This window comes from Parapedobacter deserti, assembly GCF_042646065.1.
GTDB lineage: Bacteria > Bacteroidota > Bacteroidia > Sphingobacteriales > Sphingobacteriaceae > Parapedobacter > Parapedobacter deserti.
Genome location: NZ_JBHRTA010000008.1, coordinates 363,611 through 382,934 on the forward strand (window position 1 = coordinate 363,611; position 19,324 = coordinate 382,934).

General features: G+C 48.0%; 13 protein-coding genes. 9 read left to right on the plus strand and 4 right to left on the minus strand.

What is annotated here, in order from left to right:
* Window positions 1–2: 2 nt before the first annotated feature.
* The 8 genes from ACFOET_RS03405 (at window position 3) to ACFOET_RS03440 (ending at window position 11,913) form a co-directional block, all read left to right on the plus strand.
* Complete coding sequence (locus ACFOET_RS03405) at window positions 3–419, plus strand: SufE family protein (protein WP_379019565.1); 417 nt, start codon at window positions 3–5, stop codon at window positions 417–419.
* 30 nt (window positions 420–449) lie between these two features.
* Window positions 450–1,028 carry an RNA polymerase sigma-70 factor gene (locus tag ACFOET_RS03410; protein ID WP_379019567.1) on the plus strand — a complete coding sequence of 193 codons (579 nt, stop codon included), beginning with the start codon at window positions 450–452 and terminating at the stop codon, window positions 1,026–1,028.
* Between the two features lie 86 nt (window positions 1,029–1,114).
* Window positions 1,115–2,221: a FecR family protein gene (locus ACFOET_RS03415; protein ID WP_379019569.1), complete on the plus strand. Its 1,107-nt coding sequence runs from the start codon at window positions 1,115–1,117 to the stop codon at window positions 2,219–2,221.
* A gap of 139 nt (window positions 2,222–2,360) precedes the next feature.
* Window positions 2,361–3,782 carry a DUF6242 domain-containing protein gene (locus ACFOET_RS03420; protein WP_379019571.1) on the plus strand — a complete coding sequence of 474 codons (1,422 nt, stop codon included), beginning with the start codon at window positions 2,361–2,363 and terminating at the stop codon, window positions 3,780–3,782.
* A gap of 2 nt (window positions 3,783–3,784) precedes the next feature.
* On the plus strand, window positions 3,785–6,919 hold the full coding sequence (locus ACFOET_RS03425; RefSeq protein WP_379019573.1) for a SusC/RagA family TonB-linked outer membrane protein: 3,135 nt from the start codon (window positions 3,785–3,787) through the stop codon (window positions 6,917–6,919).
* 3 nt (window positions 6,920–6,922) lie between these two features.
* On the plus strand, window positions 6,923–8,356 hold the full coding sequence (locus ACFOET_RS03430) for a RagB/SusD family nutrient uptake outer membrane protein (RefSeq protein ID WP_379019575.1): 1,434 nt from the start codon (window positions 6,923–6,925) through the stop codon (window positions 8,354–8,356).
* A gap of 44 nt (window positions 8,357–8,400) precedes the next feature.
* Complete coding sequence (locus tag ACFOET_RS03435) at window positions 8,401–10,392, plus strand: thioredoxin family protein (protein WP_379019577.1); 1,992 nt, start codon at window positions 8,401–8,403, stop codon at window positions 10,390–10,392.
* A gap of 84 nt (window positions 10,393–10,476) precedes the next feature.
* Window positions 10,477–11,913 carry an SLC13 family permease gene (locus tag ACFOET_RS03440; protein WP_379019579.1) on the plus strand — a complete coding sequence of 479 codons (1,437 nt, stop codon included), beginning with the start codon at window positions 10,477–10,479 and terminating at the stop codon, window positions 11,911–11,913.
* 14 nt (window positions 11,914–11,927) lie between these two features.
* Here ACFOET_RS03440 and lysS read toward each other — a convergent pair whose 3' ends face one another.
* Together lysS and ACFOET_RS03450 are read right to left on the minus strand one after the other, a co-directional pair.
* Complete coding sequence (gene lysS / locus ACFOET_RS03445; RefSeq protein ID WP_379019581.1) at window positions 11,928–13,646, minus strand: lysine--tRNA ligase; 1,719 nt, start codon at window positions 13,644–13,646, stop codon at window positions 11,928–11,930.
* Window positions 13,647–13,759: 113 nt separating this feature from the next.
* Window positions 13,760–14,044, minus strand: coding sequence for a hypothetical protein (locus ACFOET_RS03450; RefSeq protein ID WP_379019583.1), 285 nt, complete (start codon window positions 14,042–14,044; stop codon window positions 13,760–13,762).
* Between the two features lie 273 nt (window positions 14,045–14,317).
* Between ACFOET_RS03450 and ACFOET_RS03455 the strand changes: the two genes are divergently transcribed.
* Window positions 14,318–14,962 carry a response regulator gene (locus tag ACFOET_RS03455; RefSeq protein WP_379019585.1) on the plus strand — a complete coding sequence of 215 codons (645 nt, stop codon included), beginning with the start codon at window positions 14,318–14,320 and terminating at the stop codon, window positions 14,960–14,962.
* Here ACFOET_RS03455 and ACFOET_RS03460 read toward each other — a convergent pair.
* Both ACFOET_RS03460 and ACFOET_RS03465 read right to left on the minus strand, forming a co-directional pair.
* Window positions 14,937–17,960, minus strand: coding sequence for a sensor histidine kinase (locus tag ACFOET_RS03460; protein WP_379019587.1), 3,024 nt, complete (start codon window positions 17,958–17,960; stop codon window positions 14,937–14,939). The two genes, ACFOET_RS03455 and ACFOET_RS03460, sit on opposite strands and share 26 nt — an antisense overlap.
* Window positions 17,961–18,198: 238 nt before the next feature.
* Window positions 18,199–19,218, minus strand: a complete 1,020-nt coding sequence (locus tag ACFOET_RS03465; RefSeq protein ID WP_379019589.1) for a GlxA family transcriptional regulator — start codon at window positions 19,216–19,218, stop codon at window positions 18,199–18,201.
* Window positions 19,219–19,324: the final 106 nt, after the last annotated feature.

The following is a 19,324-nucleotide window of genomic DNA, read 5'->3' on the forward strand; positions in this document are numbered from 1 at the left end:
TTATGACCATAAACGAAAAACAGGACGAGCTGATAGATGATTTTGCATTCTTTGACGATTGGATGGCGAAGTACGAATACATCATCCAACTTGGAAAAGATTTGCCGCTGATAGACGACCAATATAAAAAAGATGAATACCTCATTAAGGGCTGTCAATCCAAAGTTTGGCTGCATGCCGATCATTTGGACGGCAAGGTAGTGTTTTCAGCGGATAGCGATGCAATCATTACGAAAGGACTGGTCGCGTTGATGGTGAGGGTGTTGTCGAATCACACTCCTGAAGAGATAGCCAATAGCGAGCTCTATTTTATTGACCAAATAGGTCTAAAAGAACACCTTTCACCTACGAGGGCCAATGGGTTATTATCGATGGTCAAGCAGATGAAACTCTATGCGTTGGCGCTGAGTTCAACTTGATACGGTAGCAAACTAAAAAGGCCGTCACCGATGCATCCTGATTCCGATGATTCTGAATTAATACGGCGATTGCAGGAAGGCAACGAAGAAGCTTTCAGGTACATCTACGATGCCTTTGGCAAAAGGCTATTCTATTTCGCGCGTAGCTTAAACCTAAATACCGAAGACGCACAGGAAATTGTGCAGGAGACGTTTATACGGCTATGGGAATCCCGTCATCGAGCAGATGCAAAGCAGTCTCTCAGTGCTTACGTATTTTCCATTGCACGCAACCTCATCTACAACCAAATGAAGAAATGGGCGGTAAGACAGCGGTATCTTACCAACGTGTTGCAAGGGGATGAGTCGGTTAGCGAAATACGCGACAGCGAGCTTGGGTCGCTCATAAACCAAGCAATGGAAGAAATGCCTGAAAAACGGCGCGAAGTTTTCCGGATGAGCCGATTTGAAGGCTACCTCAACCAACGGATAGCTGATGAACTGGGTATTTCCAAAAGTACCGTGGAAAACCATCTCAATAAAGCTTTGAAACATATGAAAAAGCGATTAGCACAGTTTGGTTATGGGGCTGGCATAGCGTTATGCTTCTATTTTTTTGAAAATTTTTGAAAAAAAACAAAAACAGAGTAGGTGCGATGGGTAAGCTAGTTGTATATCGTATTAAATACTGCTCTGATATAAACTTTATATGAATTGTGGAACGAAGCGTTTTAGAACGGTATTTTGATAATACCTGCTCGCGGGAAGAGCGAGAGGAAGTTCGGGAGTGGCTAGCGGATGAACGGCATAGCGAAGATGTGAAGCACCTACTATCAACGTTGTGGAGCAATTTTGATGAAGCTAAATGGGCAGCTATGGGGGGACAGCCCCCACAATATGAGCAGATTCAATCAGCCATTCCGGCATTGGCCGTTGGTGCTGAAGGGGTACCCGTCAAGCGTTTAAAAAGGTCGTCGATATACGACAAGTGGTTGTACGTGGCCGCTGCTTGCGTGGGGTTTGTAGTGACCATTGGAGCCCTGCTATGGCTGGACCGCGGTAGCATAAGCGGTGACGAATACATCACCGTACATACGGAAAAAGGTGAGCGGAAACAGATCACCCTTAGTGATGGTTCCGAGATTTACCTAAATGCCGATAGCTGGGTGGCCTATCCCCGGGAAATGGAAATGCAACATGCTGCCATTTACATTGAAGGCGAAGCGTTCTTTAACATGACGGAAAGTGACAAACCCAGGATCATCAAAGCTGGCGGAGTAGAGACCCGCGCTGTTGCTGGGTCTTCAAAGTTCAACATCACTGCTTTTCCAGCTGACAGTGTGGTTACGGTGTCTGTAGATGATGGCAGGGCTGAGATCCGTACAGAATACGGGCCACTCCTCAAATTGCGAAGACCCGAACAATCTCGAGATAGCGTATTGCCACTGACGAAGCTGCGTTTCCCCGAGACAACACCTTTAATCAAGCTGCGTCCGGCAGTGAAGATGGAAAAGCGGGAATATGCGGTGGTGCACAAGGAGCGCGGAGAGGTAAACTCATCAGCTATATTGGATGAAAAAAAAGCATTCGGCTGGAAAGACGGTATTCTCTACTTTGAAGATGCCGGTGCGCACGAAATAGCTCATACGCTGGAACGTTGGTATGGCGTAAAGATCAGCTTTTGCAAAGAATACCTACATCTGGACACGTATTCGGCTGAATTTAACAATGCGCAGCTACCCAGCGTGTTATCTGATCTAAGCCGCTCATTACAACTCAACTACACGCAAGAAGGAAACGAAATTTACCTGTGTAGTAAGTAGCACCTTCTTCCTTCCTCGCTGATATCCTTGGTTGTCCGTTTTCAACTTAGCTAAACCAATGCCCCGGTCTTTGCCGTGGCCTTGCTATATTTTCCACTATATAGTTGTTTTATCAGTTAACCATCTAATCAATTAAAAAATGAAAAGAACATTACAACCTGTTTCAGGCGCTAGGCGTTATGTACTCTTATTTGTCGTGGGAGGCCTGACGATGCTGGGTCAGCAAGCGTGTAAGAAGAACAAGGAAGCCCTAAGCAATCTGACTGGCATTTCTTCCTTCGCGATTAAAGATTTCGAGGACCACACCTTCACCATTGACCAAAATACGCTGACCATAAGCAATGTAGACAGCCTGCCGTACCTTACCGATCCATCGGCATTGATCGCCGTTTTTTCGGTCATACAGGGGTCGGTGGTCGAAGTCAATGGCGTGATACAAGAGTCTGGCGTCACGCCGAACGACTTCAGCAATGAGCTAACGTACAAAACAACGGCCGAAGATGGCATGACCATACGCAATTACAAGGTTAAGGTAAACATTGAGCAGATCGACCCCAATACGGTGTCGTGGCAACGGCTTACCGACAATGGCCAATGGGGCCCATACCGCACCGTAATGGCAGGGTACTTTGGTGATCGTTTCTGGGTATTGGGATCCAGCGGCGGAGGCTTCGGTGCTTATAGCTATGGTGTCTTTTCGTCTACGGATGGTATCTCCTGGAACAGCGTCGCAACCAGCATCGACAGCATACCACAAGCCGAAAGGCAAACCGCGGTGTTTGGCTTTCAAGACAAAATGTGGCTGTTGGGCGGACTGGTTCCGGCGAAAGGTTTTGCGTTCTCCTATGTGACCAACCAGGTATGGAGTTCATCGGATGGTGCAACGTGGTCTGTCAGCCCGCGGATTGCAACGCCGGCGGAAGGTGAGCTATGGACGGGTAGAGAGCGCATCAATGCGGTGGTATTCCAAAACAAACTATGGGTTATTGGGGGCAATAATTATCCGGCCTTTGGCAATGTAAATGCTCCGGGTGTACCGCTTAATGATGTGTGGTCCACCACGGATGGGGCAAGTTGGACGCAGGTGACTGCCACCGCACCTTTTGTAGCTCGTACCAATCCGGCTGTTTTTGTACACAACAACAAGATTTATGTAGCCGGTGGGCGGAATGCTAGCGGTACGTTGCTTAACGATATTTGGATGTCGGAAGATGGCGTTTCTTGGTCAGCATTGGCGGTAAATGAGGTGTTTACTCCTGTATGGGGGCATCAAGTGCTTTCTTATAATGGCCACTTGTTCCTGTTGGGCGGTTATGTGAAGGACGACGGTAATGCCGATGTTATTCAAAATGGCCTTTGGATCTCGGAAGACGATGGTACCACGTGGACGAAAGCGGAGGCAGGAGATCCAAGGGCCTTGCCAAACAATTTCCCCGGCAGAGCGTTTTTCAACGCATTTGTGCGGGACAATGCAATTTGGATCACTGGTGGCGAATACCTTGACGGGAACAACGTGCGTGTATATCGCAATGATACTTGGACAGGCGCTTTGGTGAAATAGCTATGGCGTACAGAATAAGTTTGCTGTTGCTGGTGCTAATGCCGCTGTATCCGGTATTGGCCCAGCGGCAGTCCGACACGAAAATCAGCGGGGTGGTACAGACGCAGGACGGGAAGCCATTGCCCGGAGCAACCGTTCGTGTAAAAGGAACGGCCGTCAGCACCGCGGCAGATGGATTCGGCCGGTTTTCGATCTCCGCAAAGCCGGGTGATACGTTGCTGGTGTTTACCATTGGCTTTGCACCGTTGGAAAAGCTGTGTACGCCACAGCCGCTCCTGCGGCTCGTGATGCGGGAGGAGGAGCAAGCGCTCGATCAAGTGGTTGTGGTTGGGTACGGCGATGAACGACGGCGCAACATCACGGGATCCATCGCTTCGATAAGCCATAAGGAGATCACAAAATCATCAGCACTTTCTTTTGACAATGCGATTGTAGGGAAGGTCGCTGGCGTGGATGTACTCTCCAGTTCGGGTCAACCCGGATCGGCCACTGCGATAACTATCAGGGGCATCAGTACGCTGAACCCGGATGGCAGCCAGCCACTCATCGTCATTGACGGCATTCCTGTATATGGTTCAGGGCGCGATATGAATGCTAGTACATTCACCCCATCGACGACGCCCGCCAGTGGCTTTGGTGGTACCACTGTGGCTGATAACCTGCAAACGCGTAATGATTTTGAAAACAACCCCTTGGCCCACCTGAATCCAAATGATATCGAATCTATCGAAGTGCTGAAAGATGCGTATGCGACAGCAATCTATGGATCACGTGGAGCAGCCGGAGTGATTTTAATAACCACCCGCAAAGGCACACGGGCAACACCGTCTTTCCAGGTAAGATACGTTACCGGCGCAGCTAAACCCGTCGGAAACCATGCTTTGTTGAGCGGTGCGGAATACGGTGCTCTTTACACCGAGTACTACCGGCAACTCGGCCGCGGCGAAACATTTGCCGCTGATCATGCCACCGATTGGGTAGAGGAAGTGATGCGTACGGCCTTCACTCAACAGATAGATCTATCCATGGCCGCGGGTAGCGACAAAATGCAATATTACCTGAGTGGATCATATCGCAGTCAGCCAGCGTATATCATCAACAACGATTACGAACGGTATACCGGACGGATGAATCTTACCTATAATGCCAGTGACGCGTTCACCGTCGGTAGCAATGTCTCGGTTTCCCATACGGACAATACCGCGCTGAACGCTGCTTCGATTTATCGGCAGGCTATCTTAAAAGCACCAAACGTGCCCGTAATAGACGAAAATGGGCAATATGTTTATGGCAGGGGTAGCAATCCGATCGGCAATATGGACTCCAACCCTGTGGCCGATGCGGTATTGAATACCAATGCGCTTGAAAACGTACAGACGCTTGGCAGCCTTTACGCTCAATATCGGCCCGTCAAGTGGCTGACATTCCGGTCGGAATTTGGGACAGAACTGACGGGGTCTACGGCCTTCACACGCCGGGTAAAGCGGCCCAGCGGTTTCGGCGATGATGCCGTGGAGAGTACCGCACAAAACCGCAAGGTAGTTATGAATAATACCGTGAATGTGTTATACGGCGGCAACAGCCGGCATTACATTAACGCTGTATTAGGGCAGAGTTTCGAGCGGTCGACGGAAAACAGCCGTACCATCGGCGGATATGGTTTCTTCAGTGATGAAATCAACAATATTGGTGCGGCAGCAAATAGGTACATCTCGCGTACACGAAAACAAAGCTGGGCGTTGGTTTCATATTTTTCGCGGATCAACTACGAACATGACAACAAATACCTCGCAGGTATTACGTACCGGGTAGACGGCTCCTCCAAGTTCAGCCGCAACAGGCGGTATGTCGGGTTTCCTTCCTTTTCCCTTGGGTGGCGGCTCTCTGAAGAGTCGTTCTTAAACGGGTATACGTGGATTGACGACCTGAAACTTCGCGGAAGCATTGGCTTTTCAGGAAATAACAGTCCATTTTCATACTATGGCAGTCAGGGGCAATACCGCATCAATAGCAATGGACTGACCTACGCTGGGACGCCCATCCTCGAAATGCAGCAACCCGATAATCCCAACCTGAAATGGGAACGCACCATGTCTATCGATGTGGGAATAGACGCCACCTTCTGGAACAACCGGTTGTCCGTCACGCTTGATTATTACGAACGTCGCATTCGAAATATGATTATTACATCGGCCATTCCGCTTTATCAAGGGTGGGCGTTCCAGCCGCAAAATATGGGTGATATGCTCAATAGCGGAGTGGAGCTTACGGTTGAGGGGCATCCGGTACGAAAAGCGGACTTCAACTGGGCGGTGCGATTCAATGCTTCTCACAATGCCAACAAGCTGTTGAGGCTGAATTTCGATGGCGAGGAAGTAGGCTTGGCCAATGATGCATACAAATACTTGAAAGTGGGGGAGCCGATTTCACAGTTTTTTCTCTATGACTGGGCAGGTGTCGACCCCTATACGGGCGATCCGCTGTGGCGTGATCATTCGGGCAACGTAAGCCATGTCCCTCCGGCATCGCTGTTTGCCCAGGTTGACGATGTGAATGATTTCCGCAAGGTATACGGTACCAGCCTGCCCTTGTTTTGGGGCGGCATGGGTAATACGTTACGGTACAAAAGCTGGGAGTTGGATGTGTTCTTTTCTTTTTCAGTGGGCGGCAAGATGATCAATGGTTCAAGGGCTACCCTGCTCACATACGCCACTGATGACGCCAATAACCTGAGCCGCGAAATCCTGAACTACTGGAAAATAACGGGCGACGAGACCGATGTGCCCCGCTTAGCCAATCGGTCTATTACTACTTCGCCGGGGTCTGCCAGCAGCGTCCGTGATTTTACCACCGGCCGGACAAACAGCCGTTTTCTTGAAGACGCGTCTTATCTGCGCATGCGTACCGTCAATGTAGGCTATCAACTGCCAGCTGCGGTTCTGCAGCGTGTTCCCGGGCAGGCTGTCCGCTCGCTGCAACTTTTTTTACGTGGCACAAACCTATTCACGCTGACTGGTTATTCGGGCGTTGATCCCGAAGTGAACGCTTTTGGCTCATCGGCATTGCAATCGGGTTATGACGAGCTGAACATGCCGCAGAACAAACTTGTTGAACTGGGTATTAACATAGGGTTATAATATATGAAGAAGATTTCAATGATAGGTCCCCCGCTTCTGTTGTTGTCACTACTTGCGGCTTGTGACAAGCAATTGGACCTTACTCCAGAGGATACATTGGTTGACAGTCAGGTATTTGGCAGTGAGTTGGCTACTGAGCAAGCGCTCGCCGATGCATACATCAACCTGTTTCGGGCCGTCACCGGCAATATCGCATACGTCATTGGAGATTTTACGACCGAAAACCTGCAGCACAGTGTGTTTTATGATGTATACGAAGATGGAAGCGTGGTCACTGCTGATGACGGTGTGCAATCGGTTTGGCAAAACTATTACAGGGCCATTAACCTCGCCAACAACATCATTGTAAAAACCCAGCAGTACGCCCAGTATGCGGCTGCCAAACAGGCACAGTTTATTGCGGAAGCCCGTTTGATACGCGCATACGCCTACTTGGATTTGCTGAAGCTTTTTGGAGACGGGGCACTGATGGATCGTCCCGACGGCCTCGGCGTACCGTTACAGCTTATGCCTTTTGAAGGCTATGATACGGGTGATATCATTCCGAGATCAACCAATGCGCAAGTTTACGCACAGATCATTGCTGACCTTACCGAACCCATGGCTGACCTGCCCGACCGGCATAGTAACGATCTGCATACCCGCTCGCGAGCCACCAAAGGAAGTGCTGCGGCGTTGAGAGCCCGTACATGGCTTTATATGCACCGTTTTGAGGATGCCGCAGCTGCGGCGGCTGAAGTGTTGCAATCGCGACCAGCCATCTATCAGTTGGCTACAAACTTGTTGGACCTATTTCCGCCGAATTCGGATGGACAGGCCAAAACGCTGGTGCCAGAATATTTGTTTGCCTTCCCTGTCAGCCATATCACCAGCCCCTCCACCAGTTTGAATAATAACTTGAGCAACGGCTATTTCTTCAAACGATCATTTTGGATATCTCCCGCATTTATCAGCATGTTTGGCAGCGGAGACCTGCGAGCTCAACAATTGATTTTCAAAGGGGATAGCATATACAATCCCGATCAGTTTGGCGAGCGTACGACGTTTAAGTTCAACAACAGCAATGGCCGTGACAATGTATCGGTCATCCGCTTAGCGGAGGTGATATTGACGCGTGCCGAAGCGCTGGCACGTACCAAGGGTGTTACAGGTGAAGCCGTCTCATTACTAAATCAGGTCAGGAGCCGTTCGATGAAGGATGCCGGCACCTACTCGGTAGATGATTTCGAGAATCCAACAGCGCTACTGGCAGTTATATTGGAGGAACGTCGTAAGGAACTAGCTTTTGAAGGATTTTACCGTTATGACCGCATACGCAATGGACAGTTTCCACGTGACAACGGTTTGCCAGAAGGCAAGTGGGTACTGCCTATCCCCCAACGCGAAATCGATATCAGCAATGGAGTGATTGTCCAAAACCCGGGATACCTAAATTGATCATAGAGACCCAATTAAACTTTATATACAAAACAATAATAAATATGAGAGAGCGAACAAGTAGATCGAGGTGCATTGCCCTGTTTGGCGTGATGCTGGCAACCACAACCCTGGGTATGGCCCAAGTAACGTTTGAGCAGTTATCGTTTGAAGAAGCGCAGGCAAAGGCTCAAAAGGAAGGTAAGATTATTTTCGTCGACGTGATGCGGAGCGGCCCACCATCGGACCATAACAAGCATGTGGAAGAGCAAGTATTTACGCTGGATAGCATTAGTAATTTTTTTCGTGACAATTGTGTAAGCATTCGCATGGATATGGGATCCGAGGCAGGCAAGGCTTTTGTCCCTAACTTGAATATGCTGATGTACCCGGCTTATGTATTTTACGATGCGAAGGGTGCACAATTACAGTATACCAATGCTTATGCTGTAATGGAAGACCCGACCGTATTAATGCAGAAGGCAAGGGCTTCTGCAGCTGTAGCGGCGGAGAAAAAGACGAATACCCGGTCCATAATCTTTGCCGACGGATCATGGGCAGCAGTATTGCAACAGGCTAAAACCAGCGGTAAGCTAATCTTTTTAGACGCGCAGACTGAATGGTGCAGGCCATGCCGCATGATGGAGCGAGATGTGTTTACACTGGATAGGGTGGCCGACTTTTACAACGGCCAATTCATCAACATAAGCATGGACATGGAGAAGGGAGATGGCCCTGAATTGGTGAAACAGTATGGAATTATGGCGTATCCTACCTACTTGTTTATCGATGGGGATGGCAACGTCGTACATCAAGACGGTGGGTTTATGGAGGCAGACCGGTTCATTGCGGTAGGGCAAAAGGCCTTGCAGGCACGAGGACAGGCAAACCAGTATCACGCAGAACCGGGGATCTTGTTTTCTGAGGATGGAACCTGGGAAAGCTTACTGCAACAGGCGGCGGTGGAAAATAAATTGATCTTTCTGGACGGATATGCCGTTTGGTGCGGGCCGTGCAAGACAATGGACAGGGAGGTCTTTACCCGGGAAGAGGTAGGTAGCTTTTTTAACCAGACCTTTATCAACGTAAAGAGGGACATGGAAAGAGGTGAGGGCATTGCATTGAAAGAGCGCTACAACATCAAGGCATACCCGACGTACTTGTTCATCAACGCAAAAGGAGAGGAAGTGCACCGCATTGTCGGTTCATCTTCGGCAGACGAGTTTATTAACAAAGCACAGATTGCCCTACAGCCGGAAAATCAATTAGCAGCGTTGAATCAACGCTATGCCAGCGGTGATCGGTCGGCAACGTTCATTCAGCAGTATCTGAAGGCATTGTCCATGGCTTATAGGCAAGATGAAGCTGCATCCGTGGCTACAGCTTATCTTGACGCGCTGCCCCGCGCGGATCTTATCACGGAAATCAACTGGACATTAGCCACCAGTTATTTAACCGACCCTAATAGCTCGGTTTTAGGCTATTTGGCCGTCCATCGGGATGAGTTGCGTGGCGTCGGCGTAGAAAATGGAGACGAAGCGATTGAAAACTTGTTCAGCAAAGGGTTTCATCGGCTGTTTGCAGGCGATGGGACATTTGATGAGCGCGCATTCAAAAAAACGAGGGCGACCATTAAGAAGTGCCGGTTACCCCACGCTGATGAATTAATCAGATTGGCCAAACTCGTCGAAGCTGGCAAAACAGCAAACTGGAAGAACTACATCAAGCTGCTGGATAACGTCGTCAGCAAGCGCCTAACGGTATATGGGCAGAGCATTCCGGTGTCGCTGAGCGTATTTGCTGGCAAAATGCTCCGGGAAACCAGCGAAACTTATGCCAGTAACGTCCTGGGATGGGCGGATACCCTGCTGGCCACCATGGATCATGCATTGGATCGTGCTAAACTATACGACCTAAAACAGCTGGCCTACCAGCAGACGGGTGATGAAGAAAAGGCCAAGCTGGCAAGCGCCGAATCGAAGGAGCTGGTAGCGCAGTGGAGTAAGGAAAACAGCGGATCAGGCATGATGATGGCGATACCGATGAAACTTCAATAGTGCGCCCTTTTGGAAGAGGATCCATCTTGGCTTTCCCGGATTTTTGTATCTTGCGCCGCTGTAAACTAAATTTCGGTCGCTTATATGGGAAAGACAATCGGGCTTATAGCCGGGCCATTACTCTTTATTATTTTATTATCCTCATTAACATTGGACAACCTGCAACCCGGGGCTTCGCAGGTATTGGCGTTGGCGGTGTGGATGGTGGTCTGGTGGATCACCGACGCTGTTCCCTTGCCCGTGGCAGCACTGCTACCGCTAATCCTATATCCGGTATTTGGAATCTTTACCATGGCCGAGGCTGCAGCGCCCTATGCCAGTCCGATCATTTTCCTTTTCATGGGTGGCTTCCTCATCGCTTTGGCGATGGAAAAGCAAAACTTGCACCGGCGCATCGCATTGAATATTCTGAAGATGACCGGTACAAAAGCCAACGGCATTATCCTCGGGTTTATGCTAGCGACCGCGTTTCTCAGCATGTGGATTTCCAATACCGCTACTGCGGTGATGATGCTGCCCATCGCGCTTTCTATTGTAAACCTACTCGAGGAGGAAAAGCCTGAGGGAAGGGAAACAGCGTTCAGGAAATTTAAGCTCGGTCTTATGCTGAGCATAGCATACGCAGCGAATATCGGGGGAGTGACTACGGTCATCGGGACACCGCCCAATGTCGTTTTCGTCGGATTCATGAAAGAATTCTATGATCAGGATGTAGATTTCGCCCAATGGTTGCTTATTGGCATACCTGTTTGCTTTGTCATGCTAACGGTCACGTATCTGCTTATCACACGGGTGCTTTTCCGCCACGGGCTGGGGAAACTTAGCGGTTCGGGTGAATTGGTACGCACGAAACTGCGGGAACTAGGCAGCATGGGCCGCGCGGAAAGCATGGTGGCCTGGATTTTTCTCGCTACGGCTTGTTGTTGGGTATTTAAAACGCAGATCAATGCGGCGTTTGGAGGCGACTACCTGAATGATACCATCATCGCCATGGGCGGTGGCCTCTTGATGTTTGTTCTTCCAGTAAGCCTTAAAAAGCATGAGTATGTGCTTAATTGGAAGTATACCGAAAAACTACCTTGGGGCATTTTGTTGTTATTCGGTGGGGGTATGTGCCTAGCCAAAGGGTTGGAGCGTTCCGGGGCTGTGGAGTATATGGGTAATGCTATCGCGGGCGACGGAACCATGGCGCTTTGGATACTGATTGCGCTGCTCACTGCATTTACACTCTATGCCACCGAGTTGACCAGTAACGTGGCACTGACAACGATTTTTCTACCGATTGTGCTGAGCCTTTCGGACAACCTGGCCATCAATCCCATGTATCTCGCAATCCCTGTTACGTTGGCCGCCAGTTGCGCGTTTATGATGCCAATATCTACACCACCGAATGCTATTGTATTTTCCAGCGGCTATATTCGGATGACTGATATGGTCAAAGCCGGCTTCTGGCTAAATTTGATTACTGTTGTCATCCTTGTGCTGCTCACATTGGTATTGGTACCTTGGGTGTATGGGTAAGTAATTGGTTCAGCTTAGCTGAACCATTTTAACACCTCATCCTTCGTCGGCATAGGAATTTCCAGTTTCATTTTCTTGCGTAGACCTCCCATATCATTGAACACCTTGTTCGGATTGGCCGCTTTCAAGGCCTCAACCGTGTTTAACCCCATTTTTTGCAGCACAGGTACCCATTCTTCAGGAATGCCTTGTTCAACGTAGTCAGCGACTACAGCCTGTTTTACCGATTTTTCGGGACGCATTTGCGGGAAGAACAGCACATCCTGAATGCTTTGCTGGTTGGTCATCAGCATAGCTAAGCGGTCGATACCGATGCCAATGCCAGCGGTCGGAGGCATGCCGTATTCCAGTGCGCGCAGGAAATCGTAGTCAACAAACATCGCTTCATCGTCGCCACGTTCCATCAGCTTAAGCTGGTCTTCGAACCGTATCCGTTGGTCAATCGGGTCGTTCAACTCGCTATAGGCGTTAGCTAATTCTTTGCCGTTGATCATAAGTTCAAAACGCTCAACCAGCCCTGGCTTGTTGCGGTGTTTCTTCGTGAGCGGACTCATTTCGACCGGGTAGTCAATGATGAAAGTGGGTTGAATATAACGGTGTTCGCACTTTTCGCCGAAAATTTCGTCGATTAGCTTCCCCTTTCCCATGCTTTCGTCCGTGGGGATGCCTAGTTGTTTGCAGACTTCGCGCAGGCCGTTTTCATCCAATCCGTCCACCTCGAACCCTGTATGCTCTTTGATGGCATCATAAATACTTACACGAGGGTAGGGCGCAGCGAAATTGATTTCTTTATCGCCTACCTGCAGTCTGGTGGTACCGTTGGTCGCCATAGCCACATGCTCAAAAAGCTTCTCGGTAATGTCCATCATCCATAAATAGTCCTTATAGGCAACATAGAATTCGAGTACCGTAAACTCGGGATTGTGTGTGCGATCCATGCCTTCGTTACGGAAATTTCGGCTGAATTCATATACCCAGTCATAGCCGCCCACAATAAGCCGTTTAAGGTAAAGCTCATTAGCAATACGGAGATACAGCGGGATGTCCAGCGCATTATGATGCGTAATGAATGGGCGGGCCGCTGCGCCGCCTGGGATGGACTGAAGCACGGGCGTATCCACCTCCAGGGCCCCCCGTTGGTTGAGAAAATCGCGAATTGCCGTTTTCACCTTAGACACCTTCATGAATGTCTCGCGCACCTTGGGGTTTACGACCAAGTCTACATACCGCTGCCGATAACGGAATTCAGGGTCGGTGACAGCATCAAACGTTTTGCCGTCTGCTGATTTGACTACAGGCAGCGGTTTCAACGATTTAGACAGCAGAACGAGTTCTTGTACGTGGATCGAAATCTCACCCGTGTTGGTGGTGAACACAAACCCCTTGATGCCGACAAAATCGCCGATATCAAGCAACTTTTTGAAAACGGTGTTATATAATGTCTTATCTTCAGCTGGGCAAAGGTCGTCGCGTTTGAGGTATGCCTGAACGCGTCCCGTTGCATCTTGCAACTCAATAAATGAGGCATTGCCCATCACCCGGCGGCTCATCATCCGCCCGGCGATACTGATGTTTTTGTAATTTAGCTTATCGCGTTCGTAGTTCGTTAAGATGTCGCTGGCGGTCGCGTTGATTTCAAACTCCTCGGCAGGGTAGGGGTTGATCCCCAATGCCTCCAGTTTCGCCAGCGCATCCCTGCGCTGCAGTTCCTGTTCTGATAGTGCGGTACTCATCCGTTTAATTTATGCGGCAAACTTAGCTAAAAAGCGCTTTATATGCAATTGGCTAGCTCAGCGACTAACTGTCGATTTGACTGATGTTGTGTTCCATAAAGCTACAGCCTTATCTATTGCATTGTTTTCACCAGATCCTCCCACTCTTCTTCCAGCGATTTTTCCGGACGCTGCCGTCCAGCCCGCCGGTACCAGTAGTCGGCATTCCACAAATCGCCTTCTTTGCGGTGTAGGTAAGCGTGCACGTGCGCGGACAGGCGGTCGTCCAAGTCGTTTATCAGATCGTGCGCTTTATTCCACTCGCCCTTGCCATCGTACCATAGCGCTTCTTGTTGTACCGTGAGGCCAACAGGAAGGTTGTCGTGTTTCAAAAATTCTTTGAAGGTTGTGATATCCATGTCGACGTAAATTGTATCCAAAGATACAGAAACTGTTGGATTGGCCCATCTTCAACAGCGGTTCGCTGCGAAAACAATGAATCGTGTGTCGGTCTTTTCTGTTGGTGCGCTACAGGAAACTGTATGGAAGGATAAATAGTTTCTTTTTAAGATTTTTATTATTTTATTAGCAATAGCATGTATTTTTTGCGATTTTTGTGAATGAAATGAACATGTTAACTTTCATTTTCCGCCACCGAAGAAGTACAGTATCTTTTTGAAAGGAACCAATATATGCCGATGCACATTGCTATTGCCGATGATCACAGCGCAGTGAGATTAGGAATGAAATACCTTGTTCGTGGATGGATGCCCGAGTGCACCGTCCATCTTGCAGCGGATTTGCCGGCCTTATTGGAGTTGTTGTCATTGGAAAAGATGGACATGATCGTTTTGGATATCAATATACCGGGGGGAAACAATTTCCAAATGATCTCCATGATCAGGAATCTCCAGCCAAGCGTTCGGATACTGATGCTTTCAGCTTATGAAGAGGACCTTTACGCGATGCGGTATATCGATTCCGGAGCCGATGGTTACTTGCAGAAAGATAGTGATGAAGACGATATCTTGGAGGCGCTTAACGCCGTGCTCGCTGGTAAAAAGTACTTAAGCAGTGAATTGAAGAACCATCTACTGCAAAGCAGGTTGAACCAAAAAGCTTATTCTCATAATAATCCCATAGAGTATCTTACCAACCGAGAATTAGAGATAAGCCGTTTATTGATTGATGGAAAAGGCGTTGGGGAAATTGCTAAAGCTTTGTTTATCCACACCTCCACCGTGGGAACCTATAAGAGTAAAATTTTCGAGAAATTGTGTGTGCGGAACATTCGGGAGTTGATGGACGCGTTTAGCATGCATGGCTGGGCAAAATGAATGAAATGGTAGTGCCTCCTCCCAGCACACTGTGAATAGACATTTTAGCGCCGATTAAGTGAGCCATATCTTTCACCAGTAATAAACCAAAACCAATGGTTTTCCCCTCAACCCGAACGGGCAATTGTTCCTTAATCACATCATTATAGTAATCCAGTTGTTCGGGGTAAAGACCTACGCCGGTGTCTTTGATACTAAATACCACCGCGTTGTCGGTTCCTTGCTCGACATTTAGTTGTATATTTCCGTTCTGGGTAAACTTTGTCGCATTGTCCAAAAGGTTATGGATCATAATGGCCAACACGTCGGGATTGGAATGTACCTTAGTACCAACGGGAATACGGTTGTGTATGGTATTACCCCGAGACTCCGCGGCCGATTTAAAGATGTCAATTTGCCGTTGTGCAATTTCATATAACTGTACATCTGCGAGTTCTAATACATCCCGGGTCAGCATCAGTTTGGCTAATTTCGTCAGGTTATTCGAATAATGGTAAATATTTTTGGTTGATAAGTAGACCTGTTCCATTTCACGGGGTAAAAAGCCCTCATCCTTCGCGATGTCACGGATGTTGCTTAACGCTTTGACCACATAGTTGAGCGGTGCTTTGATATCATGTGTGATCGACGTGGAGAGCCGTTGTTGCCATTCATATTGGCTTTTAAGTATAAGTGTCCGTTCGTTGACTTTGTTGACAAGCAAGCGGTTTTGATTGAGGATGAATCTGGTCCGCAGAAAGATAGTCAACCACACAGTCAAACATAACACAACAAAAATAAGCAAAGGAAACCAAGTGGTTTCGTGAAATAACGGAGGTATGTAGAGGTGAAATGTCGCGTAGTTGAAGTCCCCTGGACCCATCCCTTTCCGCATACGCATCAAGATCGTGTGATTTCCAGAGGAAAGTCTATTGATGGAGAGGGTGTTGTTCGCACTATTGAGCACGAGCCAATTTCCCCTGGGCTTGTCTTCGCTGGTGACGATATATTCGATCTCCATGTTGTGCCGATTGCCATAAAAAGGCGTGGCGATTTTAATATCCAAGCGCGAAAAATCATGCGGGATGCGGATGGTATCCTGCACAGGTAATGCTTTCTCGTCTAAGGTCACCCCGTCCAGTATGATATCGCCCAATGGAAATTCATCATCAATAGCGGTGGGCTCAAATTGTATGAGGCCATCCAATGATGGAAAAGAAAAATTACCGTTAGGCAGATTAATGGCACATGGCTTACAGCCGCCATTGAACTCATTGGTATTAAATCCCCATTGTTTATTGTAGTAGAAATAAAAAGGTGCCGCCGTCTTATTTTGTTTGTAATCCAATAACTGTTGTTTACTCACTTTAAACAACCCTTTGTTGGTGCTTATCCAAAGAAATCCGCGACGATCCTCCAGCATGCAATGTGATGTTGCCAAATAGCCATTTTTGTCCAAAGGAAAAGCAGTGGCCTCCCCATTTTCATACAAAAAGAAACCATGCTGGTAAGTGGTTATCCAATGCCTGCTGGTGGATTCCCTATAAATACTACGTACCATCTTACCTGCAAATTCGGGAATTTCCTTTTTTGTGCAGTGCAACGTGTTGAAGGCAAATAGGCCATTTTTCGTGCCAATGTACAATTCTTGACGATCTCCGTCTTCAATGTACGTGATTGCCGGAAAGGACGCCATGGTTAAAAAGGTATCTCGGTCTACGTCATACTTCAGCAATTTACCTGTATCCCCTCCGATCCAAAAATTTGAGGCGTCGTCCCAATCGGCAAACTTTGCCTGCGACGGATTTGGCTTAATACTCAGAATTCGGCTAACTTGCGGATCAATAAGAAGAATGGTATCGCGTTGAAAGACCCATAAATTCCCGTGGGGGCCGAAGACCTGATGGTATTGATGTTTTTTTTCTTGCAAAAAATCGAGCAGGTGCGGTAGACCATTTTGGTCAAAAGCACGGCCATCATTCGTCAATAGCAGTCCATTGGGTAGCAATGTTTGGCTGTAAAAAGCGTTGTTAGGATAGTCAACACCCGAATGGAGCGTGTTGAAATGTCGCTTTCGCACAGTAAAAAGGCCCTTTGTAGCACTTCCCAAAAATAACTTTCCTCGCGATGGCATGTAATGTGCCGTAGTAATGCCATTCTTTTTAAAATCAAATCCAGAAACGAGCAACGTGCTGTAGAGTCTTCCATGGTCATCTTCCGATAACCAATAGAGACTTTCTGCTGCATAAATAAAAAGCTGATTTGAAGCCGTGTTCCAATAGATGGTAAAGCGAGCGTCTGCCGGTAACTCAAGCAAATCACCACCGATATTTTCACGCGTAAGCCGGTTATCTCGGTGCAATACCTCATACGATCGGAGCTGGTTTAGGTAGAGCAGCTTTCCCTTGAAACTCACAAATGCCCATGGATTTGCATTTGGAAAATGACGCTTGTGCCGAGTACGTAGATTGAGTGGAGGAGACCAAACCGTGTCTTTTGATACCACAAATCCACTTCCAGTACCGTCGGGGATAAAGAGGTATTCTGGAGATGGTTTAGGATGAGGTATCGGTAACCGCGTAGTCGTAGTCAGCTTTTTTTTCTGATTCAGCCATGGCTTATCAAAAATGTCCCAAAAGGTTGCATCCGAAGTGACTGCCCTCCCATCCTTTAACATGACAAGTGCATCATCCTCCGCCTGCGCCCAGAGCTCCCCATTCCGCCCACCTTGATAGAGCGCTACCATTCGGTCTGTACTTAACGATGCCGACAAATGATCAAACGTTCTGAATTGCCCGTTCCCGTCATAACGGACTGGGCCTTTTTCTGAAATCAGCCACAGAAAGCCTAAGTTGTCCTGGCCGATTCCTTTGATACTGTTCTGGGGGAGACCGTGCTCGTCGGTATAGTGATTAATGATGAACGTTTCATCTGCAGCAAGCGTTGGATTCGAAAGGATAAAAAACGTTGCAAGCGCTAATAAAACGATATTTTTGATTGAGGTGATAAATGAAGTCACGTCTTATGATAGATGGTATATCGGCTACAATGCGATGAATGGCGTAAAAGTATTCAAATTACTCGACGGTCACAAGAAGAATTAATTATTAGTTCGTATTTTTTTCGTTTTATTGATTATCGGCGTCTGTTTTTACTATAATATCTTACAAATGGTAGTAAATTTTCGATTTTGATTGGCGTATTTTTACGATGGCGTTGTCGCAGCGGCGGTATCAGGCGTTGCCCTCACCGTTTGTTCAATGATGATGCGTGTTATGCCCATAACTCACTTTTTCCATAGATGCAGCAGAGAAGCGCTCTCGATAAACACTCGGCGACAGGCCGGTGAAACGCTTGAAAAGTCGATTAAAGGAACTCAAGTCTTCATATCCAACACTCCGGCTTATTTCCCAAACAGATTTAAGATCGTTTTCAATCAGGTGCCTTGCAGCGTTAATCCGCACGCGTTGGAGATAATTTATGGGTGTTTCACCGGTTGCTGCTTTAAATCGACGGGAAAATGTACGAGGGCTCATATTACCTTTTGCCGCCAAAACAGACAGGTCAATGAGCTCCCGGAAATTTTTGAATACCCATTCTTGTACGTTTCTGATCTGCTCATCTTCATGATTAGTTTTGGGAGCCTCTGCTGTGTAACCCGCTTGCCAGATGCGGGGAGTACGCAGCAAAAGCGCTTTAGCTGTTTGCATGGCGATTTGATGACCACAATATTTCTCCACAATATAAAGACATAAATCCACACCGCTGTAGACACCACCACTGCAAAAAATATTGCCTGACTCAGTGACATATCGCTCTGGTTGCCAGTCTACCTGCGGATAGCGTTCCCTGCAATCATCAACGATCGCCCAATGTGTGGTAGCAGGACGGCCATCCAAGAGGCCAGATTCGGCAAGCAATGATACACCTGAGCATATTCCGGCCATGGCCGTGCCCTGCTCATAAAATTGCTTTAACAACGGAATGAGTTTTTCATTTTGCTTGCAAATATTCTCCAGCCTGCCGCCTCCGCCTGATACGATCAATAGATCAGCAGCTTCAATCTCATCGATTGAATGATCCGGTATCAGTTGCATTGGGGTAAGTGTCTGGACGTTTTGACCATCCAGCGACGCGGTACGAACATCAAAATATCGCTTGCCGTTACCACCTTTCAGCTCTTCATACAGAAATCCTGCACTACTCAAAATTTCTATCGGGGTCACTGCAGTGGTTGGTGCACCCCCGTTTACGAATACAACAACGGTTCGGATCATGTATTTTTCCTTTTTGGCAAGATCACCTGCTCATTATGTCTGTTATGCCACTTTTTGGCAAGCGAAATCTCCATCATATTTGCTTGGAATAAAAAAATGCCTCATA